18 protein-coding genes are annotated in these 19,406 nt (G+C 69.1%); 12 read left to right on the top strand and 6 right to left on the bottom strand.

Annotated features, from left to right (window positions below; genetic code table 11):
* The first annotated feature begins 1 nt into the window (after position 1).
* The 5 genes from ABNQ40_RS13215 to ABNQ40_RS13195 all read left to right on the top strand — a co-directional run bounded on the left by ABNQ40_RS13215 (position 2) and on the right by ABNQ40_RS13195 (position 6,710).
* Positions 2-874 (top strand): branched-chain amino acid ABC transporter permease, encoded by an 873-nt coding sequence (locus ABNQ40_RS13215; RefSeq protein ID WP_109048154.1) that lies wholly within the window; start codon positions 2-4, stop codon positions 872-874.
* Positions 867-2,582 carry an ATP-binding cassette domain-containing protein gene (locus ABNQ40_RS13210; RefSeq protein ID WP_109048155.1) on the top strand — a complete coding sequence of 572 codons (1,716 nt, stop codon included), beginning with the start codon at positions 867-869 and terminating at the stop codon, positions 2,580-2,582. Before ABNQ40_RS13215 ends, ABNQ40_RS13210 begins: the two co-directional genes overlap by 8 nt.
* A complete protein-coding gene (locus ABNQ40_RS13205; protein ID WP_109048156.1) occupies positions 2,579-3,280 on the top strand; it encodes an ABC transporter ATP-binding protein in 702 nt (233 codons plus the stop codon). Before ABNQ40_RS13210 ends, ABNQ40_RS13205 begins: the two co-directional genes overlap by 4 nt.
* A 126-nt stretch (positions 3,281-3,406) precedes the next feature.
* On the top strand, positions 3,407-4,807 hold the full coding sequence (locus tag ABNQ40_RS13200) for a hypothetical protein (RefSeq protein ID WP_109048157.1): 1,401 nt from the start codon (positions 3,407-3,409) through the stop codon (positions 4,805-4,807).
* Positions 4,808-4,868: 61 nt separating this feature from the next.
* On the top strand, positions 4,869-6,710 hold the full coding sequence (locus ABNQ40_RS13195) for a chloride channel protein (protein WP_109048158.1): 1,842 nt from the start codon (positions 4,869-4,871) through the stop codon (positions 6,708-6,710).
* Between the two features lie 113 nt (positions 6,711-6,823).
* On the opposite strand, the gene ABNQ40_RS13190 is transcribed toward ABNQ40_RS13195, so the two are convergent.
* The gene (locus ABNQ40_RS13190; protein WP_109048159.1) at positions 6,824-7,459 is read right to left on the bottom strand and encodes a peptidoglycan-binding protein; all 636 of its coding nucleotides are present in this window, start codon (positions 7,457-7,459) and stop codon (positions 6,824-6,826) included.
* Positions 7,460-8,181: 722 nt separating this feature from the next.
* Here ABNQ40_RS13190 and ABNQ40_RS13185 point away from each other — a divergent pair.
* Both ABNQ40_RS13185 and ABNQ40_RS13180 read left to right on the top strand, forming a co-directional pair.
* The gene (locus ABNQ40_RS13185; protein WP_109048160.1) at positions 8,182-9,369 is read left to right on the top strand and encodes an OpgC family protein; all 1,188 of its coding nucleotides are present in this window, start codon (positions 8,182-8,184) and stop codon (positions 9,367-9,369) included.
* A 67-nt stretch (positions 9,370-9,436) separates the two neighbouring features.
* Positions 9,437-9,733 (top strand): hypothetical protein, encoded by a 297-nt coding sequence (locus ABNQ40_RS13180; protein WP_098737565.1) that lies wholly within the window; start codon positions 9,437-9,439, stop codon positions 9,731-9,733.
* 69 nt (positions 9,734-9,802) lie between these two features.
* Here ABNQ40_RS13180 and ABNQ40_RS13175 read toward each other — a convergent pair whose 3' ends face one another.
* On the bottom strand, positions 9,803-10,240 hold the full coding sequence (locus tag ABNQ40_RS13175) for a PRC-barrel domain-containing protein (RefSeq protein WP_109048161.1): 438 nt from the start codon (positions 10,238-10,240) through the stop codon (positions 9,803-9,805).
* Between the two features lie 137 nt (positions 10,241-10,377).
* Positions 10,378-11,004, bottom strand: coding sequence for an ATP-dependent Clp protease proteolytic subunit (locus ABNQ40_RS13170; RefSeq protein WP_109048162.1), 627 nt, complete (start codon positions 11,002-11,004; stop codon positions 10,378-10,380).
* Between the two features lie 471 nt (positions 11,005-11,475).
* Between ABNQ40_RS13170 and ABNQ40_RS13165 the strand changes: the two genes are divergently transcribed.
* From ABNQ40_RS13165 to ABNQ40_RS13145, 5 genes are all read left to right on the top strand, one after another.
* On the top strand, positions 11,476-12,312 hold the full coding sequence (locus tag ABNQ40_RS13165; protein WP_109048163.1) for a glycosyltransferase family 2 protein: 837 nt from the start codon (positions 11,476-11,478) through the stop codon (positions 12,310-12,312).
* A 96-nt stretch (positions 12,313-12,408) separates the two neighbouring features.
* Positions 12,409-12,762 carry a hypothetical protein gene (locus ABNQ40_RS13160; protein ID WP_109048164.1) on the top strand — a complete coding sequence of 118 codons (354 nt, stop codon included), beginning with the start codon at positions 12,409-12,411 and terminating at the stop codon, positions 12,760-12,762.
* 103 nt (positions 12,763-12,865) lie between these two features.
* Positions 12,866-14,020: an efflux RND transporter periplasmic adaptor subunit gene (locus tag ABNQ40_RS13155; RefSeq protein WP_109048165.1), complete on the top strand. Its 1,155-nt coding sequence runs from the start codon at positions 12,866-12,868 to the stop codon at positions 14,018-14,020.
* A 4-nt stretch (positions 14,021-14,024) separates the two neighbouring features.
* The gene (locus ABNQ40_RS13150) at positions 14,025-17,165 is read left to right on the top strand and encodes an efflux RND transporter permease subunit (protein WP_109048166.1); all 3,141 of its coding nucleotides are present in this window, start codon (positions 14,025-14,027) and stop codon (positions 17,163-17,165) included.
* A gap of 13 nt (positions 17,166-17,178) precedes the next feature.
* Positions 17,179-17,559, top strand: a complete 381-nt coding sequence (locus ABNQ40_RS13145) for a response regulator (protein ID WP_109490736.1) — start codon at positions 17,179-17,181, stop codon at positions 17,557-17,559.
* A gap of 190 nt (positions 17,560-17,749) precedes the next feature.
* Here the strand turns inward: ABNQ40_RS13145 and ABNQ40_RS13140 are convergent, their stop codons facing one another.
* From ABNQ40_RS13140 to folK, 3 genes are all read right to left on the bottom strand, one after another.
* Entirely contained in the window at positions 17,750-17,908 is a 159-nt protein-coding gene (locus ABNQ40_RS13140; protein ID WP_167421726.1) for a hypothetical protein, read from the bottom strand.
* A gap of 294 nt (positions 17,909-18,202) precedes the next feature.
* Complete coding sequence (locus ABNQ40_RS13135; protein WP_109048167.1) at positions 18,203-18,583, bottom strand: hypothetical protein; 381 nt, start codon at positions 18,581-18,583, stop codon at positions 18,203-18,205.
* 124 nt (positions 18,584-18,707) lie between these two features.
* Entirely contained in the window at positions 18,708-19,241 is a 534-nt protein-coding gene (gene folK, locus ABNQ40_RS13130) for a 2-amino-4-hydroxy-6-hydroxymethyldihydropteridine diphosphokinase (RefSeq protein WP_109048168.1), read from the bottom strand.
* Positions 19,242-19,406 lie beyond the last annotated feature (165 nt).

Here is a 19,406-nt window from a genome sequence, read left to right as displayed (position 1 = left end):
GATGGCGGCGCTTCAACTGCTGCTCAACGGGGTGGCGTTGGGGGCAGCCTATGCCCTGGTGGCGCTGGGCTTCGTGCTGGTGCTGAACGCCACCTCGGCGGTGAATTTCGCCCAGGGCGATCTCGTCATGGCCGGCGGGCTCCTGGCTGTGGCGGCGGCGCCGCTGATCCCGCTGCCGGGCATCGTCCTGCTGCCGGTGGTTCTGTTGCTGATGGCGTCGCTGGGGCTGCTGCTGGCGCTGGCGGCCTATCTGCCGCTGCGCCGCCGGCCGCCGGTCTCGGTCTTCATCAGCACCATCGCGGTCGGCATCATCCTGCAGAATGGGGCCGCCATCCTGTTCGGGCCGGAGCCGCGCGCCGCACCGCCGCTGTTCGGCGACGACACGCTGCACATCGCCGGGCTGGCGGTGCCCGAGCAGTCGCTCGCCATCGTCGCGGTGGCGGGTCTGCTGATCGGCGCGCAGCAATGGGTGTTCGCCCGCACGCAGCTCGGCCGCCGGCTGCGCGCCACCGCGCAGGACCCGGAGATGGCGCGGGCCTGCGGCGTGCCGGTCACCGCGATGATCCTGGTGACCTTCGCCATCGGGGCCGCCTGCGCCGGGGCGGCCGGGCTGCTGCTGGCCAACCGCTATTTCGTCACGCCGACCTCGGGCGGCGACCTGATCCTGAAGGCCTACATCGCGGTGACGGTGGGCGGCTGGGGCTCCGTGCCCGGTGCGGTGGTGGGCGCTCTGCTGATCGCGCTGTTCGAGGTGGGCGTATCGTCGGTGCTCTCATATCCGGCGGCGCTGGGGGCCTTGTACCTGACGCTGCTGGCGATTCTGGTGCTGCGCCCGCAAGGGCTGTTCGGCGAAGCGGTGCGGCGCCGTGGGTGAACGTCGGCCGGCCGTCATTCTCATTGCCGGCGCGCTTGCCCTGCTGGTCTATGCGCTGGCCTTCGCGTCCCCCTACGGCCTGCGCGTCCTGACCGTCGCCGGGGTCTATGCGCTGGCGACCTTCGGCTTCCAGATCGTCTTCGGCCTCGGCGGCGCGCTGTCGCTGGCGCAGGGCGCCTTCTTCGGCGTCGGCGCCTATGTGACGGGCATCCTCGGCAGCCGCTACGGCCTCGGTTTCGAAACGACCTTCCCGCTGTCGATGCTGGTGCCGCTGCTGCTGGCCCTGCCGGTCGGTCTGGCGGTGCTGCGGCTGGAATCGCATTACTTCGCCCTGGCGACTCTCGGCATTGCCCAGGTCCTCCATCTGCTGGCGGTCAACCTGCCGGAGCTGACCGGCGGCTCCAACGGGCTGGCCGGAGTGCCGGCGGCGGTGCTGTTCGGCTGGGCGGTGCCGCGCGGGCTGCCGATGGCCGGGCTGGTCTGGTCGCTGGTCGCTCTCGGCGGGCTGATCGGCTGGCGACTGGCGCGGGGAAGGCTCGGCCGGTCGCTGGCGATGCTGCGCGACGATCCGCTGGCGGCGGCAACGCTGGGGCTCGATGTCGGGCGGCTGCGGCTGGCCGCCTTCGGCATCAGTGCCCTGTTCGCCGGAGCCGCCGGGGCGCTGGCCGTCCACACCCAGCGCGTCGTCTCCCCGGAGGTGCTGGAATTCCCGGTCATGGTCTCCATCCTCACCATCGCCATCGTCGGCGGTCGGGGGCGGATGGCCGGAGCGGTGCTGGGCGCCGTGCTGTTGCTGCATCTGCCGGAATGGTTCCGCTTTCTGGAGCGCGGCTATCTGGTCGTCTATGGCGTGGCGCTGCTGGCGACCGTGGTGCTGGCTCCGGACGGGCTGACCGGCCTGCTCGACCGCATCGCGGCCCGCCTGTTCGGCAGCAAGCCGCGCAATTCGGTCGAGGCGAAGGAGCCGCCGCGTCCGCTAAATTCGCCGGATGGACTGTCCGTGGAGGATCTGCGCAAGTCCTTCGGCGGTGTGCGGGCGGTGGACGGCGTGTCGCTCGATCTGCGGCCGGGAAGCATCACCGGGTTGATCGGGCCGAACGGCTCCGGCAAATCCACGGTGATCAACCTGCTGTCGGGGCTGGAGCGGCCGGACACCGGGCGGGTGCGGCTCGGCGGACAAGAGGTCACCAGGCTGCGCGCCGACCGGCTGGCCCGCGCCGGACTGGCCCGCAGCTTCCAGGCGGCGGTCTTGCCGATTGGGGCCGGCGTGCTGGAGGCGGTCGCCGCCGCTCGCCTTGCCGTCGATCCCGACGCCCGGACGGCGGAGGCGCATGCCCGCTGGGCGCTCGACCGGCTGGGCGTCGGCGACCTCGCCGGCCAGGGCTGCGACGGGCTGCCGGCGGCGCTGCGGCGTCGGGTGGAACTGGCCCGGTCGCTGGTCCGCCGGCCAGCGGTGCTGCTGCTGGACGAACCTGCTGCCGGTCTGACCGACGGCGAAAAGGCGGAACTTGCGGTCCTGCTGCGAGAACTGGCGGAGGAGGGCGTGGCGATCCTGCTGGTGGAGCATGACATGGGCTTCCTGCTGCCGCTTACCGGCCGGGTGCTGTGCCTCGACCGCGGCCGGGTCATCTATGACGGGCCGGCCGGCGGCGTGCGCCGGGATCCGGCGGTGGTCGCCGCCTATCTGGGCCGGGCGGTGCCGGCATGAGCGCGCTGCTGTCCATCCGCGGCCTGACCGCCGGCTATGGCGGGGCGAACGCGCTCGACGACGTGTCGCTGAGCCTCGCGGCGGGGGAGACGGTGGCGCTGCTCGGCGCCAACGGGGCGGGCAAGTCGACCCTGCTGAAGGCTCTGCTCGGCCTCGTGCCGGCGCGGGGGGACCTTCGCTTCGATGGGGCCGACATCGGCGGCCTTGCCACCGAGTTGCGGGTCCGGCGCGGCATCGGCTATGTGCCGGAAGGGCGGCGGGTCTTCGCGGGCATGAGCGTGCGCGACAATCTGGAGGTCGCCGGCCTGCCCGCCGCCCGCGACCGTGCACGGGATGTCGAGCGCGTCTTCGCCCTGTTCCCCGACCTTGCCCTGAAGAGCCGCGAGAGCGCCTGGCGCCTGTCCGGCGGCCAGCAGCAGATGCTGAGTCTGGGGCGCGCGCTGATGGGCCGGCCGCGCCTGCTTCTGCTGGACGAGCCGTCGCTCGGTCTGTCGCCCAAGCTGGCCGACGAGCTGTTCGCCGCCGTCCGCCGCATCGCCGACACGGGCACGGCTGTGCTGCTGGCCGAGCAGAGCGCCGCCCGCGCCCTGGCGGTCGCGCCGCGCGCCGTGCTGTTGCGGTTGGGGCGGGTCGTCGGCGACGGGCCGGTGGCGGCGCTGTCGGACGAGAGGCTGCGCGAGACCTTCTTCGGCGGCTAGGCGCTTCCTTATGCGTGTCCTTTGCAACAGGTGTCTGCTCCGTGCAACAGGACGGGCGGTTGGGCTTGCGGACGGGGGCAGGCGCGGATAGCTTCGCCGCCACAACCATCCACGGATTACCTCGTCATGACCGCCCGCTTCGCCGCATCGCTGTCCGCGCTTCTCCTGCTGGGGGTGGCGTCGGCTCCGGCGATGGCCGAACTGGTGCCGGTGCAGCCGACGATTCCTCCCGCCGCCTATTACGGACTACCCGAGCCGGAGGCCGAGATCGTCGTTCCCGGCGGTCCGGTGCAGGACGCCAAACCGGGCAACGTGCCGAATACTGCGCCGAACGGTGCGCCGGGCAAACCGGCCGCCAGCCCGTCCGCGTCGGCCCCGGCCAAGCCCGACGGGCCGGGTGAGCTGATCGAAAGCTGGGACGGCGGGGCCGCCAAGAAGAAGGACGGCAGCTTCGCCTATTGCGTGGCGGAGGGGGAATTCACCTCCGGCCATGTGCTGATGTTCGCGCGCAGCCCGAAGGGCGAGACCAACATCGGCATCGGCATTCCCGGCGCCGACCTGCCGAAGGGCGGCGAGTGGCCGGTGACCATCGAGGTCGACAAGAAGCTGAAGCGGGAGCGGACCGCCGTCGCGTCGCAGCCGGACATGCTGGTGGTTTCCAACGGCAAAGACGAAGAACTGATCAACGCCCTGATGGGCGGCAACGAGCTGGTGGTGTCGTCGGCCAGCGACCGCATCGTCTTCAAGCTTGCCGGCACCAAGAAGGTGCTGGGCGACCTGAAGACCTGCGTCGACAAGGGCGGCAACGTCCCGCCGATCAAGGTCGCCGCCGGCCGCCCGGCGGACAAGGACAGGAAGAACCGCCTGCCGGAAGGGCTGGACAGCCTGCTGACCGCCGCCGGGGTCCATGACGCCGAACTGGTGCCGATGGACAAGGTCCCGCAGGACCGCCGCCCGGCCGACGTCGCCTGGCGCTTCGGCCCGATTGTCGGCGGCATCCGCGAGCGAGCGGTGGGCGAAGGCGCCAGGATCGACGAGCTGTCCGACAGCTTCGCCGAGGCGATGAAGCAGCGTTGCGAGGGCACGCCGACCGTCGTCCTGAACCAGTCCGAGCAGGCGGGGGCCGTCTGGCTGCGCACCGGATCGGTCGAATGCGCGATGCCGCAGGGCAAGCTGCATGTCACGCTGAACTTCCTGCTGTCCCAGCGCCGCCTGTTCACCGTCATCTTCCACGAGGCCGGCGAGCCCGACGTGCAACTGGCCGACAAGGTGCGCGACAACCTTGCCCAAGTTCTGCGCCGTGCCGGCGTCGCCCCGGCACCCGCCGTCACCGACGCGGCGCCTGCCCAGCCTGCACCCGGTCAACCTGCCTCGGCCCAGCCTGCACCGGCACCGGCAGCCCAGTCTCCGGCACCTGCTCTGGCACCTGCTCCCGCACCGGCTCCCGCTGCTCCTGCGGCCACCCCCGCGGCCCCCGTTCCGCCGACGGTGAAGCCTCAATCGAAACCGCAACCGTCGAAGCCCTGACGGAACTCACGCCCTTCCGGCCCATTGACCCCATACGGAAGGGCCATCAATCAGCGTGACCATGCCTGACAACTCCGCGTCCATCGACGGCGTGGGCGACAACGCCCGCGCCGGAAGCGATCCCTATGCGACGCTCGATGCGTCCGCCGCCACCACCGTGTCCGAGCGTTGGAGCGTGCGCAACAGCGCGCTCGCCGTGGTCGTGCTGGCAGCGCTTGTCGGCGGCGCGGTCGGGCTGGCGGTCGGTCTGCTGCATGAGGCGGTGCTGCTGATGCAGACGCTGGCCTTCGATCTGCCCGACGGCGAGCGGTTGGGGCAGGGCGCGCCGGACCTGCTGCGCACCCTCGGCGTGCCGGCGGTGGGCGGGCTGCTGCTGGGCATCCTGTCGCTGCTGGTGCGTCGCTGGCGCCCCAACGCCATCGTCGACGCGGTGGAGGCGAACGCGCTCTATGGCGGCAAGATGTCCCTGATCGACAGCCTGCGCCTGACGGTGACCACCGCCCTGTCCAACGCGTCGGGCGCGTCGGTCGGCATGGAGGCGGCCTATACCCAGGCCGGCGCCGGGCTGGCCTCGTCGCTGGGCCAGCGGCTGCGGCTGCGCCGGGCCGATCTGCGCACCATGGTCGGCTGCGGGGCGGCGGCGGCCATCGCCGCGGCCTACCATGCGCCGCTGGCGGGAGCCTTCTACGCCTTCGAACTGGTGCTGGGCGGCTACACGCTGGCGGTGCTGGCCCCGGTCGGGGCGGCGGCGGCGCTGGGGGTGGCGGCGTCGGCCCTGCTGACCGGCGGCGAGGTGCCGCTGGCGCTCGGCCGGCCGGTGGAGATCGCCGGTTGGGATTATGCCGCCTGCGGAGTCGTCGGCTTCCTGGCCGGCTGGCTCAGCATCCTCGCCATGCAGGCGGTGACGATGGCCGAACGCGGCTTCAACCGCCTGCCGGTCCCGCGCTGGATGCGCCCGGCCATCGGCGGGCTGATGGTGGGCGCGCTGGCGCTGGCGGTTCCGGCGGTGATGGGCAGCGGCCCCGGCGCGGTGCCCCCGGAGCTGGCGGGCGGCGCGCTCGCGCTGGCCCTGACGCTGGCGGCGAAGATCCTGGCCTCGGCGGTGTCGCTTGGCTCGGGGTTCCGCGGCGGCCTGTTCAGCGCCTCGCTGTTCATCGGCGGGCTGTTCGGCGGCCTGCTGGGACAGGCCATAGCGACCTTCCTGCCCGGGCTGGGGATCGACGGCGGCCTGCTGCTGCTGGTCGGCATGGGGTCGGTCGCCGCCGGCGTCGTCGGCGCGCCGGTCACCATGGTGCTGCTGGTGTTGGAGACGACCCAGGATCTGTGGGCGGCGTCGGGCGTGCTGATCGGGGTCGTGCTGTCGACCACAGTGGTGCGGCAGGCCTTCGGCTATTCCTTCGCCACCTGGCGCTTCCACCTGCGCGGCGTGCCGATCCGCGGGGCCTACGATGTCGGCTGGCTGTCGGAGCTGACGGCCTTCCGGCTGATGCGCCGGGACGCCAAGACGGTGCCGGCCACCCTGACGGTGGAGGCGCTGCGCCGTCTCTACCCGCTGGGCTCTACCAAGGCGGTCTTCGCGGTGGACGAGATGGGCCGCTATGCCGGGATGGTCGACATGTCGGTCGTCCACGACCCGGAACAGGACACCGGCGCCACCGAAACCCGCGTCGGCTCGCTCGCCAGCAAGTCCGATGCCGTCCTGATGCCGGGCGATGACGCCCGCACCGTGCTGAACCGCTTCGGCAGCGAGGAGGTGGAAGCCCTGCCGGTGCTGTCCTCCCCCACCGACCGGCGGATCATCGGCTATGTGACGGAGTCCTTCGCGCTGCGCCGCTATTCCCAGGCGCTGGAACGCCAGCGTGGCGAGGATCTGGGCGAGCGGGGGCTCTGGGGCCGGGACTGACCGGAAAATGACAGCACCGGTAAAACGACATCGCCGGTTCCGGGACGCCGCGGCGGCTGCCTGCCGTCGCGATGCCCCGGAACCGGCGATGCGGTTGCGGCCTTGAGCTGCCGTTACTGCTGGGTGCCGGTCGTGCCGGTGGCGCCCGGCGTGGTGTTGTTCATCGTGCCGGTCGTCCCGGTGGTGTTGCCCGTGGTGTTGCCGGTCGTGCTGCCGGAGGTGGCCTGACCGGTGCTGCCCATGTTCAGGGCGGACATCGTCTGCTGGTCGGCGCGGCCGGTGACGCGCAGGCCGTTGTCACGCTGGAACTTCATCAGGGCGCTGCGGGTGCCGGCGCCCCAGACGCCGTCGACGGCGATGTCACGCCCGTCGTTGCGGTCGTTCAGCGCCTGCTGGAGCTCGCGGACCTGATCGTGGCTCAGCCGGGTGCTGGAGGCCATGCTGCCGGAATGGTTGGCCGACGACCGGCGCGTGGAGCTGCCAGAGGTCTCGTCCTTCACTTCGGCCGTTGCGCGGTCGGTCACGCGGTCGGTCTTCTTGCTCAGGCTCTCGTCCATGGTGTTGCCGGCCACCGCGCCGCCGACGCCGCCGACCACCGCACCGACCGGACCGCCGACGACGGCACCGGCCACTGCACCCGAGCCGGCGCCGGTGGCCGTCCGCGAGGTTTCGGTGCTGCCGCAGGCGCTGAGCGCGAACAGGGCGCCGGCCGCAGTGGCGGTCATGACGATCTTCGAAATCCCACGCATGGTTGCCATCCTTCTCGATTACGCTTCGATGTTGGCGACCCGCCGCCCGGTGCGGCCTGTACTGTCCTGCCGCACGGCAAGCGACAGCTGGGTCATGTGAAGAACAATCAACAGCGGGCCTTCTTGTTCCCTGACGTCGCCTCACGATTTTCCGCATACGCCGTTCACCATGGCGCAAACGGAGCCTCGGCAGGAGTAATACTCCGCCACGGCCTCGCTCTGCTCGCCCGAACCTACGCCGGGGAGTGGCTTTGGCCGTTGCAGCAACAGGCTTTTTGCACGGCGCCGGGGCCACGCCGGCCCTTGGGCCGCGTGACGGCTCCGCGACCGGGCGAAGGAAGCGGGAAGGAACTGCTCTTCCGCGTTCATCCTTTTGCGCCGCGGGGGAATGGCTTGTCCAGCGCGATGAAAATGAGAGAGGTGCGGCGATGTGCTTCGCCCTCCTCATCCGCCCGCGATTCCTGCCTCCCCCGATAACGGGTTGGTTTCCACACCCCTCCCGAGAAGGGCTTAACGCTTTTCCCCTCCGGCGCCGCGTTGGAAGGATTCCCCCATCGCGTTGGACACCCGGGCGGCGAAATTGACCATGGTTGGGCTACATCCGTCGTGGCGGTGCCGGACCCAAGGTAGTCGGGCACCGTAGCGATTCGTCTGCTGACCCCCATCGGGGCCGCTTCCACACGGGCGCAGGAGCCCGCGACAGCAGGAGAGGCGAGGGCTGCATGCAGCAACGTCAGACACGCGACGCCCGGCTCGATCTTTTCAAGGGCGTTGCCCTTCTGATCATCTTCATCAACCATGTCGGCGGGAATCCGCTGGCGAAGCTGATGCCCGCCCGCTTCGGACCGTCGGATTCGGCCGAGATCTTCGTCTTCATCTCCGGCTATGCCATCGCGCTGGCCTATGGCCCGGTGCTGGCGGAGCGCGGGTTCGCGGCCTGCCAGCGCAAGGCGCTCGACCGCTGCCGTCAGCTTTGGGTCGCCAACATCCTGACCATGCTGGTCAGCGCGCTGGTGGTGGCCTTCGCCGTGTATATCGGCGACCTGCCGATGGAGGCGTCGAACCGCCTGGAAAGCTTCGCGCCGCTGTTCGACACCCCGGTCACGGCGATGGCGTGGACGCTGGTGCTGATGTATCTGCCCTTCGCCTTCGACATCCTGGCGCTCTACATCCTGCTGGTGGCGGTGGCGCCGCTGTTCCTGTGGAGCTATGCCCGCTTCGGCTATGCGGCGGTCGCGCTGTCGGTCCTGCTCTATCTGGTCGCGCAGGCGGCCCCCGGGCTGGTGCCGCCCAACCTGTGGGACGAGGACTGGAACTTCAGCCCGCTGGCTTGGCAATGCGTGTTCTTCCTCGGCACCGCCCTGGCGCTGGTGGTGCGCGGCGGGCGGGTTCGGCTGCCGCAGTCGCGCTGGCTGCTGACGGCAGTGCTGGCGCTGCTCGGCGGCATGGCGGTGTGGAAGTTCGCCGCCTCCGACATCGGTCATGCCGTGACGCCGGCGGCGCTCCGGGGCTGGCTGCCGGAGGAGACGATCCCCTGGGCCGACAAGGACACGCTGGGGCCGATGCGGCTCCTGCATTTCCTGGCGCTGGCCTGTGCGGCGGCCCTGCTGGTGCCGCGGGATGCGGGATGGCTGCGCTCCGCCCCCGCCCGCCTGCTGGTCGCCTGCGGCCGGCATTCGCTGCCGGTCTTCTGCGTCGGCGTGGTGCTGTCCATTGCCGGTTCCGCCCTGCTGGTGGCGGAGGACGGTGCCCTGATGGTACTGGCGGTCAATCTGGTCGGGGTTGCCGCGCTGCTGGCTCTGGCGCTGGTGCTGGAGCGGCGGCGGACCAGCCGGCAGCCGTCGAAGCAATCGAAGCCGGCGGTGCCGTCCGCGGCCTCGACGCCGTCCGGGGTGCCCGAAACGCCCTAGAGCCCAGCGGAGCCAAGCTACGGCTGGGCGTCTTGAATCCTGCGCCGGGTGAGCGCATAATTCGACCATGCAAGTCAACCCGGCCATACCGTCCTATCAGACGCTGAAGCCAACCCCGCAGCTGACCCCCGCGGCGCAGGTCGCCATGTCCCCGGCGGTCCAGGCGGCGCAGCAGACCGCGCCTGCGGTGCGGACGCAGACCGTCGCGGCCCCCCAGGCGGCCGGCAAGTCCGACCAGACCCGCGACGCTCGCACCGCCACCCAGGGCAATCAGGCCGTCGACACCACCGCGGGTACGCTCGCCGCCCGGGTGAATGCGCAGGGCTACCAGCCGCGCGGTTCCCTGCTGAACCTGTCTGTATAGGGCACGCCTCGCTCCAATAAGGAAAAGGCGGCGGAGGGCGTTCCCTCCGCCGCCTTTTCCATGGGCAGACTAGCGCGACAGTTCGCTCAGCGGACCCTTGCCCTTCACGGTCTCGTAACGGCCCTTCTGCCACTTCTCCAGGCCCTGGAGCTGCTGCTCGGTCATGTCGAGGGTGAGCTGGACGCCCTTCATGTGCAGCTTGTTCAGCGGCAGGACCACGTCCTTGTCGCTGACGTCGATGGTGTGGTCGACGTCGATCACGGCGTAGAGCTTGTTGTCGTAGCGGACGATGTCTTCGATCTCCGCCATGTTCTCACCCTTGGCGCCGTAGATGTCCTTGCCCTTCAGCTGGTCGACGTGCAGCTTCATCAGAGCCGGGTCGACGCTGTCGTCAATCGCCGCAACCGACGGGTTGTTCGACTTGGTCACGCTGTGGTCCGAGGCGGCGAGCGCGGGGGTGGCGGCGAGCAGCGCGGCGGTGCAGCCCAGAACGAGATAGCGTTTCATCGGTTGGCTCCATCTTTCGTGGATGTTGTGGCGGATCAACGCCGCCGCCGACCGATAAGTTTCCCATTTTCCAAAAGAAAAAGGGCCTTCCTCCCATTGGGAGAAAGGCCCGGTTTCTTCCGGCTGAGACGGAACTTTTACTTCAGCTCGTCCATCGTGTCGATGACGTGGCTGACGATGCCGTATTCCTTGGCCTCGTCGGCCATCATCCAATAGTTGCGGTCCGTATCCTTGGCGACCTTTTCGAACGTCTGCCCGGTCTCACGCGCGATGATCTTGTTCAGACGCTCGCGCATGCGGATGATTTCCTTCGCCTCGATGGCGATGTCCGTCGCCCGGCCGCCCGTTCCGCCCAGCGGCTGGTGGATCAGGAAGCGGGTGTTGGGCAGGCAGAAGCGGTCTTCCTTCTTCGCCGCCAGATAGATGTGGCAGCCGGCGCTGGCGACCCAGCCTGTGCCCAGCATCTTCACCCGCGGCTTGATGAAGCGGATCATGTCGTGGATGGTGTCGCCCGCCTCGACATGGCCGCCCGGCGAGTTGACCACGACGGTGATGTCGTCGTCGCTCTCATGCGCGAGCGCCAGCAGCTGGGCCGACACGACCTGCGCCAGCTTCATGTCGATCTGACCGAAGATCAGGACCGTGCGCGCCTTGAACAGGCTCTGCTGCACGGCGGCGAACTGCGGCTGGGCGCTTTCCTTCGACTTCTCGTCCGGTTCCTTTTCGGGTTCATCGTCGAACCGGGTGTATCCGACCTGCGCCATTGATGTTCTTCTCCCTGGTATCGGAAGCGGGGTATCGGGACCGGGATTCGCCGCCGGAGGAATGCCCCGACTGCTGTCCCGCTGCCGCATGCGCCTTGCCTGCTTCACCACATAGCCCGTCCGGGCTTCATGTTCAACGTCCGCCGGGCCAAAATCGATGGGTCGGGCTGCGGCCGGATGGGACGTTTGGAACGCCGTGCAACAGTTTCCCGGCGATGTTCCACCGTGCCATCCCTCGAACATGAGGCTGCCCTCCGGCATCGCAGGTACGACGACCCTTCCTACCATGCGGCAACGCCGCCGGTAAGGGGAGGTTCTAAATCCGCCCCGGGGCATTGACGCCGGTTGCATGGCGACGCCAAACTCCCCCGGCGGACAGGTCTGGAGTGCGGTGCCATGGGCGGGACTGGACCGGGGCAGGGTGCCTCCTTGGGCGGATCGGCAAGAGTCTCCGGGGGTGTCTCCGGGGGCATGTCGGGAGGCGTTTCCGTCATCATCGCGGCCCACCGCGCCCACGACACCATAGCCCGCGCGGTGCGAAGCCTGCTGGAGCAGGACTGGACGGCATGGGAGGCGGTGATCGTCAGCGACGACAGCACCGATTACCGTCCGACGCTGCGGGCCGCCGGGATCGACGATCCGCGGCTGGTCTTCACCGGCACCGGCCGTGTGGGCGCCGGGGCGCCCGTGGCGCGCAACGCCGGGCTGGCGGCGGCGCGGCTGGAGCTGGTGGCACCGCTCGATGCCGACGACCGTTTCCGTCCCGGCCGGCTGTCCGCGCTGGCGCCGCTGGCGCTCGGCAACGGCGCCGCCTTCGACAATGTCGCCGTGGTCCGCGACGAGGACGATTCGCCGTTGCAGCACCTGTATGAGGACGGGCAGGCGCCGGCCCTGCTGGATGGCGACGGCTTCCTGGCGACCTCCGTGCCGATGTTCCCGGTGGTGCGGCGCGATCTGGTGCCGGGCTGGGACGACGACGTGGATTTCTGCGACGACGTGGTCTTCAACGTCCGGCTTCTCGACGCCACCGGGCCGGTGCCGCTGGTGGCGACGCCCTTCTATGAATACCGGCAGCGCGCCGGCTCCATCACCTTCTCCGCCGACAGCGGCGGGCGGGCGGAGCGCTGCTACCGCCATGTGCTGGACCGGCTGGACGGCGACGGGCTGGGCATCCGGGACGACGGGCTTCGCCGGCGCTTCACCCAGGCCATCGCCGCCAAGCGCGCCCGCAACGCCGCCTATGAGGCTGCGTTCAAGGCCGGCCACTGCGCCAATTTCCAGGAATTCCTGGTGCTGGAGTGGGGGTAAAGACCTGAGTCGCCAAGCTCCCGCTGGCTTTGCTTTACCATTCTGTGTCAGCTTTGTTGCGTCGCACATCGCCGGACCGGACACGGGTAAACTCCCATGAATGCCCCGACCTGCTGCCTCGCCCGCATCCCTGCCAATGGAAAATTCTGGCTGAAGAACGCGCGCGTTCACGACGGGTTGCGCGATATCCGGATCGAGAACGGCCGGGTCCGCGCCCTGGTGCCGGCCGGCGAGTCGCCCTGCTGCGCACCGGGGCTCGACCTCGACAGTGGCGAGGTGCGGCGAATGGACGCTGATGCTCCGGTCATGGCCGGCGATCCGGCCGACCTGTGGGTGACGCTGTGCGGCGGCCGGACGGTGCCGATGCGGGCGGGAAAGCTCGAAACCGCAAAGACCGAGGAGATAGGCGGTCATAAAGATGCGGTGCATAGGGACGGTTCGGATCGCTGAACCTTCTCGACTCCGGATGTGAACTGAACGATATAGTTCAGTTTGCCCGGTGCCCCCGTCGGTTGCACTGCGGCAAAGCGAAACCCGCCCGGATCCCGGCCCCATGCGCCACACGCTTCGCATCGCTGTACTCCTCGTCCTGGCGGCACTCGCCGGCGGGGCCTACTGGTATTTCGTGAAGCAGGGCGGGACCGTTGCCGGTTTGACGGCGATGGTGAACGGTGCCATTTCCGGCGGCGCGCCGGCCCAGGGCGGCGCCTCCGGTGGCGCCGCCGGGGCCTCCAAGCCGCCGGGGGGCGCCCCGCCGATGCCGGTGGAGGCCGCCCAGGTCCGTGTCGGCACGGTCGAGCGGACGGTGACCGCCGTCGGCTCGCTGCTGTCCAACGAATCGGTGATCGTCCGGCCCGAGATCGCCGGCCGCATCAGCGAGATCGCCTTCAAGGAGGGGCAGCGCGTCACCAAGGGCACGGTGCTGGTCCGGCTGGACGACGCCATCGCCCGCGCCACCCTGGCCCAGGCGCAGGCGAGCATCGCCTTCTCCCGCGCCGAGCTGTCGCGAGCCGACCAGCTGGTCCGCCAGAACACCGGCCCCCTGCGCAACCGGGAGCAGGCCTCGGCCAAGCTGCTGGCCGACGAGGCGGCGGTGCAGCTGGCCAGGGCGCAGCTCGACAAGCAGGTGATCGCCGCCCCCTTCGACGGGGTTCTCGGCCTGCGCAAGGCGTCGGTCGGCGATTTCGTCCAGGCCGGCAAGGACATCGTCAATCTGGAGGACATCGACACGCTGAAGCTGGACTTCCGCGTGCCGGAGATGTTCCTGCCGGCGGTGAAGGTCGGCCAGACTGTGAGGGTGGCGGTGGACGCTTTCGGCGGGCGCAGCTTCGATGGCACGGTGTACGCCATCGATCCGCTGGTCGATGTGAACGGCCGCGCCCTGGCGATCCGCGCCCGCGTGCCGAATCCCGACGGCTCGCTGCGTCCCGGCCTGTTCGCCCGCGTGTCGCTGACGCTGACCACGGTGCCCGACGCCGTGCTGATCCCCGAACAGGCCATCGTCGCCTTCGGCAAGGACCAGTTCGTCTTCAAGGTGGTGGACGGCAAGGTGGTCCAGACCCGCGTCGTGCTGGGCGAACGCCGCAATGCGGAGGTGGAGATCGCCAAGGGCCTCGCTCCCGGCGACATGGTGGTCACCGCCGGCCAGCTGAAGATCCGCGACGGCGTGCCGGTGACGGTGCTGCCGGCCAAGCCGGCCGGGAGTTAAATCCATGGTCCTGTCCGACATTTCGATCCGCCGTCCCGTCCTGGCGACGGTGATGAGCCTCGCTTTGATGCTGATCGGCATCGTGTCGTACCAGCGCCTGTCGGTCCGCGAATATCCCAAGATCGACGAGCCGGTCGTCACGGTGGAGACGACCTACAAGGGCGCCTCGGCCCAGATCATCGAAAGCCAGGTCACCCAGACGCTGGAGGACAGCCTCGCCGGCATCGAGGGCATCGACGTGATGTCCTCGATCAGCCGGGCGGAGAAGTCGCAGATCACCCTGCGTTTCCGGCTGGATCGCAACGTCGATGTCGCCGCCAGCGACGTGCGCGACCGGGTGGGCCGTGTCCGCGCCCAGCTTCCCAGCGAGATCGACGAGCCGGTGATCGCCAAGGTGGAGGCCGACGCCCAGCCGATCATCTATCTCGCCTTCTCCTCCGACCGGCATTCGCCGCTGGAGGTGACGGATTTCGCCGACCGCTACGTCAAGGACCGGTTGCAGAACCTGCCCGGCGTGGCGCAGGTGCGCATCTTCGGCGAGCGCCGCTTCGCCATGCGGCTGTGGCTCGACCCGCAGCGGATGGCCGCCTACCGGGTGACGCCGCAGGATGTCGAGAACGCGTTGCGCCGGCAGAATGTGGAAATCCCGGCCGGCCGCGTCGAAAGCGTGGCGCGCGAGTTCACCGTGGTGTCGGAAACCGACCTGCGCAGCCCGGCGGAGTTCGAAGCCATCATCCTGCGCGACGATGCCGGATATCTGGTCCGTCTGCGCGATGTCGGCCGGGCAGAGCTGGGGGCCCTGGACGAGCGGGTCAGCGCCCGTTTCAACGGCCGCGGCGCCGTCGCCATCGGCGTGGTGAAGCAGTCCACCGCCAATCCGCTGGACGTGTCGAAGGCGGTCAACGACGCGCTGCCCAAGATCCGCGCGGCGGTGCCGGACGGCATGGGGGTGGATGTCGGGTACGACAGCTCCGTCTTCATCGCCAAGTCGATCGACGCGGTGTTCCACACCATCTTCGAAGCGATCATCCTGGTCGTTCTGGTCATCTTCTTCTTCCTGCGCTCGCTGCGGGCGACGCTGGTGCCGCTGGTGACCATCCCGGTGTCGCTGATCGGCGGCTTCGCCCTGATGTACGCGCTGGGCTTCTCCATCAACACGCTGACCCTGCTGTCGATGGTGCTGGCCATCGGCCTCGTCGTCGACGACGCCATCGTCATGCTGGAGAACATCTTCCGCTACGTGGAGGAGGGGATGAACCCCTTCCAGGCGGCGCTGAAGGGGTCGCGCGAGATCGGCTTCGCCGTCATCGCCATGACCATCACGCTGGCGGCGGTGTACGCCCCTATCGGCTTCATGACCGGGCGCACTGGGCGGCTGTTCACCGAGTTCGCCCTGACGCTGGCCGGCGCGGTGATCGTGTCCGGCTTCGTCGCGCTGACCCTGTCGCCGATGATGTGCTCCAAGCTGTTGAAGCACGAGACCAAGCACGGGCTGCTCTACCGCGCCATCGAACGCTTCCTGGAGGGGATGACCAACGGCTACCGCCGGCTGCTGCGCCTGTCGCTGCGGGCACGGCCGCTGGTGCTGCTGATCGGGCTGGGCGTCGCCGCCGCCAGCTATTTTCTGTTCACCGGCCTGAAGTCGGAGCTGTCGCCGGTCGAGGACCGCGGCACCATCGTCGGCATCGCCATCGCGCCGGAAGGCTCCACGCTCGACTACACCATGGGCTATGCCCAGCGGATGGAGGCGCTGTTCCGCCAGATCCCGGTGCTGGAGAAGTTCTTCGTCGTCGTCGGCTTCCCGGTGGTCAACCAGGGCATCGCCTTCGTCCGCCTGATCGACTGGGACGAACGCGAGGTGAAGCAGCAGGCGATCACCGCCCAGCTGTTCCCCAAGATGTTCGGCATCCCCGGCATCCTCGGCTTCGTCACCAACCCGCCGTCGCTGGGCCAGAGCCCGATCGACAAGCCGGTCAATTTCGTCATCCAGACCTCGCTGCCCTTCGAGGAGTTGCAGGCGATGGTCAACGCCATGATGGCGGAGGCGCGCAACTTCCCCGGCCTGACCAATCTCGACACCGATCTGAAGCTGAACAAGCCCGAACTCCGGGTGTCGCTGGACCGCGACAAGGCGGCCGACCTGGGGGTGGATGTCGACACCGTCGGCCGCACGCTGGAAACCCTGCTGGGCGGCCGGCAGGTGACGCGCTTCAAGAAGGACGGCAAGCAGTACGACGTGATCGTGCAGGTCGCCAACGTCGACCGCCGCAACCCGGGCGACATCGCCGGCATCTATGTGCGCGGCGGCACCAGCGCGACCGGTGGAGCGGGTCAGATGATCTCGCTCGCCAATCTGGTGAAGGTCGAGGAGCGGGTGGCGCCGAAGGAGCTGAACCACTTCAACAAGCTGCGCTCCGCCACCATCACCGCGACGCTGGCACCGGGGACCTCGCTGGGCGAGGCGTTGGCGGTGATGCAGGCGGCGGCGAACAAGGTGCTGCCGGCAACCGCCCAGACCGACTATGCCGGGCAGAGCCGCGAGTTCCGCGAATCGGCCACCGGGCTCTACTTCGTCTTCATCCTGGCGCTGGCCTTCATCTATCTGGTGCTGGCCGCACAGTTCGAGAGCTTCGTCGATCCGTTCGTCATCATGCTGACGGTGCCGCTGTCGATGACCGGCGCGCTGGCGGCCTTGCAGATGAGCGGCGGGACGATGAACGTCTACAGCCAGATCGGCCTCGTGACCCTGGTCGGGCTGATCACCAAGCACGGCATCCTGATCGTGGAGTTCGCCAACCAGCTCCAGCGCGCCGGGACCGACATCCGCAAGGCGGTGGAGGAGGCGGCCGTGCTGCGCCTGCGCCCGATCCTGATGACCACCGGCGCCATGGTGCTGGGGGCGGTGCCGCTGGCCTATGCCAAGGGGGCCGGTGCCGAAAGCCGGCAGGCCATCGGCGCCGTCATCGTCGGCGGCATGACGCTCGGCACGCTGCTGACCCTGTTCGTCGTGCCGACCGTTTACAGCTATCTTGCCCGCAAGAAGCCGATGCCGGATGACACCGGCGAGGCGGAGCAGGCGGCCAGTGGACATGGCGGTGGGCATAGTGGCGGGCAGGGCCACGGTGCGCCCCATCCGGCCGAATGACGGGAGCGGTGTGGTGGCGAATGTTCTGATCATCGATGACGACGACGTTGCGCGTGCGGTTCTGCTGCGCACGCTGACGATGGCCGGCCATGAGGCGGTCGGTGCCAGCGACGGGGTGGAGGGGATGGAGCGGTTCCGCAACCGTCCCCCCGACAGCCCGCTCGACCTCGTCATCACCGACATCTTCATGCCGAATCAGGAAGGGCTGGCGACGATCATGGAGCTGCGGCGCGGTGCGCCGTCGCTGAAGATCATCGCGATTTCCGGCGGCGGCGCCCGTGCGTCGCTGGACGTGCTGCCGGTGGCGGAGGCGCTGGGCGCGCACCGCACCCTGCGCAAGCCCTTCACCCCGGCCGAGGTGATGGAGGTTGTGCGCGCGGTTCTGGAGGGGTGAAGCGCCTGTCCCGGGAAATGCGAAACGCCGCTCTCCCAGGGGAGGGCGGCGTTTCGCTGTCGTGGCTTCCAGCCGATTTGCCTGACCGGGCCTTATCCGGCGCCTATGCAGGGGCGTCCGTGACGCATCTATCTCAGGGCGTCCGTCACGCCCAGGTCAGGATGCCCGCAGGGGTCAGGATTCCCGCAGGTCAGGCGGCGAGCCGCTCTTCCTGTACTCGACGGCTCCGGCGGAGGCGCTCGAAAAGCTGCTGGACACTGTCGGGGCTGATCCCATCGCGCACCATAACGGCGATCACGATCGGATCTTCGAGCAGTTCGGAAAGGGTCGGCGTCGTGTTTCGGTCCATGCGTCCCTCCCTTAGTGTCCGGCCTCCGGGTGCCGTTGCCGTCCCTGAAGGGGGATCGGCGGACGGACGAAGCCGGCAATGGCGATTGGCCTAATCCCTGCTGCGCGCTCGTCTCGGCTTTCGGTGTCCGGATTGCCTCTGGGGATATACCCCCTTCGGTCCGGATTGTGGGTCTGAAATACAATATGGCGACCATAACTCAGACGGAGTGGTATTGTCACCCGTCCTTTTGTCAACGTCAGCTATATCTTTGTGTATTCCAGTATTAGGGCGCGCGGCCGGGGGATCGGCCGCTCAACTCTGCCCCGGCCGTGCCCGCGTCAGGCTGGCGCCGGCGGTCGGGCCGCCCGAGTCGGCCGCAGGAATGGCCACATCGACCTGCACCCGCCGCACCTTGGCATGGGACAGGCACAAATCCGCGGCGCAGTCCGCCAAATAATCGGCACCGGGTACATTGGATTCGCCACAAAGACGACGCAAGTCTTCAACAATATCCTCGTAAGACATCACCGCGGCGATGTCGTCGGGAAAGCCCGGGCCGGGATGGGTGACGGTCAACGTCAGGTCGAAACTGACCTCCGGCCGGTCGGTGCGGCCGGCGAGCGCCACCGCGGCGGCGAAGCCGCGCACCAGGATGGTGTAGGTGAGCGGCGCACCGCCCGGCTGGACCAGCATGGTCCGTTTCACGCTATCGTCCGACAACACACTCTCCCGGCCGGCGAGCGGGCGCCGGCGTTGCATTCAGGCCGGCACTATAAGCGGTGCGGAGGCCGCATGCCACCGCGCTTGGGCCGCCCGGCTACAGCGCTTCGGCGATGCGGACGACGGTTTCGCGACCGGGCACCTCGTCGCACAGTTCGCCGATCCGCCGGTTCAGCAGCGGGTGGACGATGCCGGCGGCGATGTCCGCCAGCGGGCAGAGAACGAAGGCGCGCTCCGCCATGCGGGGATGGGGGATCTCCAGATCCGGCTCCGCTACCACCCGGTCGGCGTAGAGCAGGATGTCGACGTCGATGGGCCGCGGGCCGAAGCGCAGGCCGCCCAGGTCGCGGCCCAGCGAGGCCTCGATCTCCTTCAGGACGCGCAGCAAGGCCGACGGCTCCAGCTCGGTGGTGCCGCGCACCGCCATGTTCAGGAAGGCCGGCTGGTCCGTCACATACATCGGCGCGGTCTCATAGAGGGCGGACTGCGCGTCGATCCGCACCGCCCCGCCCAGCCGCCGGATCGCCTCGGCGAGGTTGGCGGCGCGGTCGCCCATATTGCCGCCGAGCGCGAGATACACCGTAGCGGCGGCGGTCGATGAGGAGGGGGAGGGGGGCGTAAGCTCGGCCATGGCGTCGGCGGTCCCGATATGCTGGTATGGGCTGGGGACGGAACTCCTAGCAAATCCGGACCCGCCCGTCACTTCCGGGCCGTAAGTCCGCATCGCCCGGCATCCTTCGGGAACGGACGGGCAGCGGCGGGGTTTCAGCACTGTATCAACCGGTTGAGAAGAACC

It is taken from the genome of Azospirillum sp. A23, from assembly GCF_042938965.1.
Classification (GTDB): domain Bacteria; phylum Pseudomonadota; class Alphaproteobacteria; order Azospirillales; family Azospirillaceae; genus Azospirillum; species Azospirillum melinis.
Note: the sequence above shows the minus strand (reverse complement) of the source record. Positions and strands in the feature narration are given on the sequence as shown.

Bases quoted from the DNA above. Each gene is read 5' to 3' on its own strand.
- ABNQ40_RS13215 (WP_109048154.1), top strand. From the start codon at position 2: ATGGCGGCGCTTCAACTGCTGCTCAACGGGGTGGCGTTGGGGGCAGCC.
- ABNQ40_RS13205 (WP_109048156.1), top strand. From the start codon at position 2,579: ATGAGCGCGCTGCTGTCCATCCGCGGCCTGACCGCCGGCTATGGCGGG.
- ABNQ40_RS13200 (WP_109048157.1), top strand. From the start codon at position 3,407: ATGACCGCCCGCTTCGCCGCATCGCTGTCCGCGCTTCTCCTGCTGGGG.
- ABNQ40_RS13195 (WP_109048158.1), top strand. From the start codon at position 4,869: ATGCCTGACAACTCCGCGTCCATCGACGGCGTGGGCGACAACGCCCGC.
- ABNQ40_RS13190 (WP_109048159.1), bottom strand. From the start codon at position 7,459: ATGCGTGGGATTTCGAAGATCGTCATGACCGCCACTGCGGCCGGCGCC.
- ABNQ40_RS13185 (WP_109048160.1), top strand. From the start codon at position 8,182: ATGCAGCAACGTCAGACACGCGACGCCCGGCTCGATCTTTTCAAGGGC.
- ABNQ40_RS13180 (WP_098737565.1), top strand. From the start codon at position 9,437: ATGCAAGTCAACCCGGCCATACCGTCCTATCAGACGCTGAAGCCAACC.
- ABNQ40_RS13175 (WP_109048161.1), bottom strand. From the start codon at position 10,240: ATGAAACGCTATCTCGTTCTGGGCTGCACCGCCGCGCTGCTCGCCGCC.
- ABNQ40_RS13170 (WP_109048162.1), bottom strand. From the start codon at position 11,004: ATGGCGCAGGTCGGATACACCCGGTTCGACGATGAACCCGAAAAGGAA.
- ABNQ40_RS13165 (WP_109048163.1), top strand. From the start codon at position 11,476: ATGTCGGGAGGCGTTTCCGTCATCATCGCGGCCCACCGCGCCCACGAC.
- ABNQ40_RS13160 (WP_109048164.1), top strand. From the start codon at position 12,409: ATGAATGCCCCGACCTGCTGCCTCGCCCGCATCCCTGCCAATGGAAAA.
- ABNQ40_RS13155 (WP_109048165.1), top strand. From the start codon at position 12,866: ATGCGCCACACGCTTCGCATCGCTGTACTCCTCGTCCTGGCGGCACTC.
- ABNQ40_RS13150 (WP_109048166.1), top strand. From the start codon at position 14,025: ATGGTCCTGTCCGACATTTCGATCCGCCGTCCCGTCCTGGCGACGGTG.
- ABNQ40_RS13140 (WP_167421726.1), bottom strand. From the start codon at position 17,908: ATGGACCGAAACACGACGCCGACCCTTTCCGAACTGCTCGAAGATCCG.
- ABNQ40_RS13135 (WP_109048167.1), bottom strand. From the start codon at position 18,583: ATGCTGGTCCAGCCGGGCGGTGCGCCGCTCACCTACACCATCCTGGTG.
- folK (WP_109048168.1), bottom strand. From the start codon at position 19,241: ATGGCCGAGCTTACGCCCCCCTCCCCCTCCTCATCGACCGCCGCCGCT.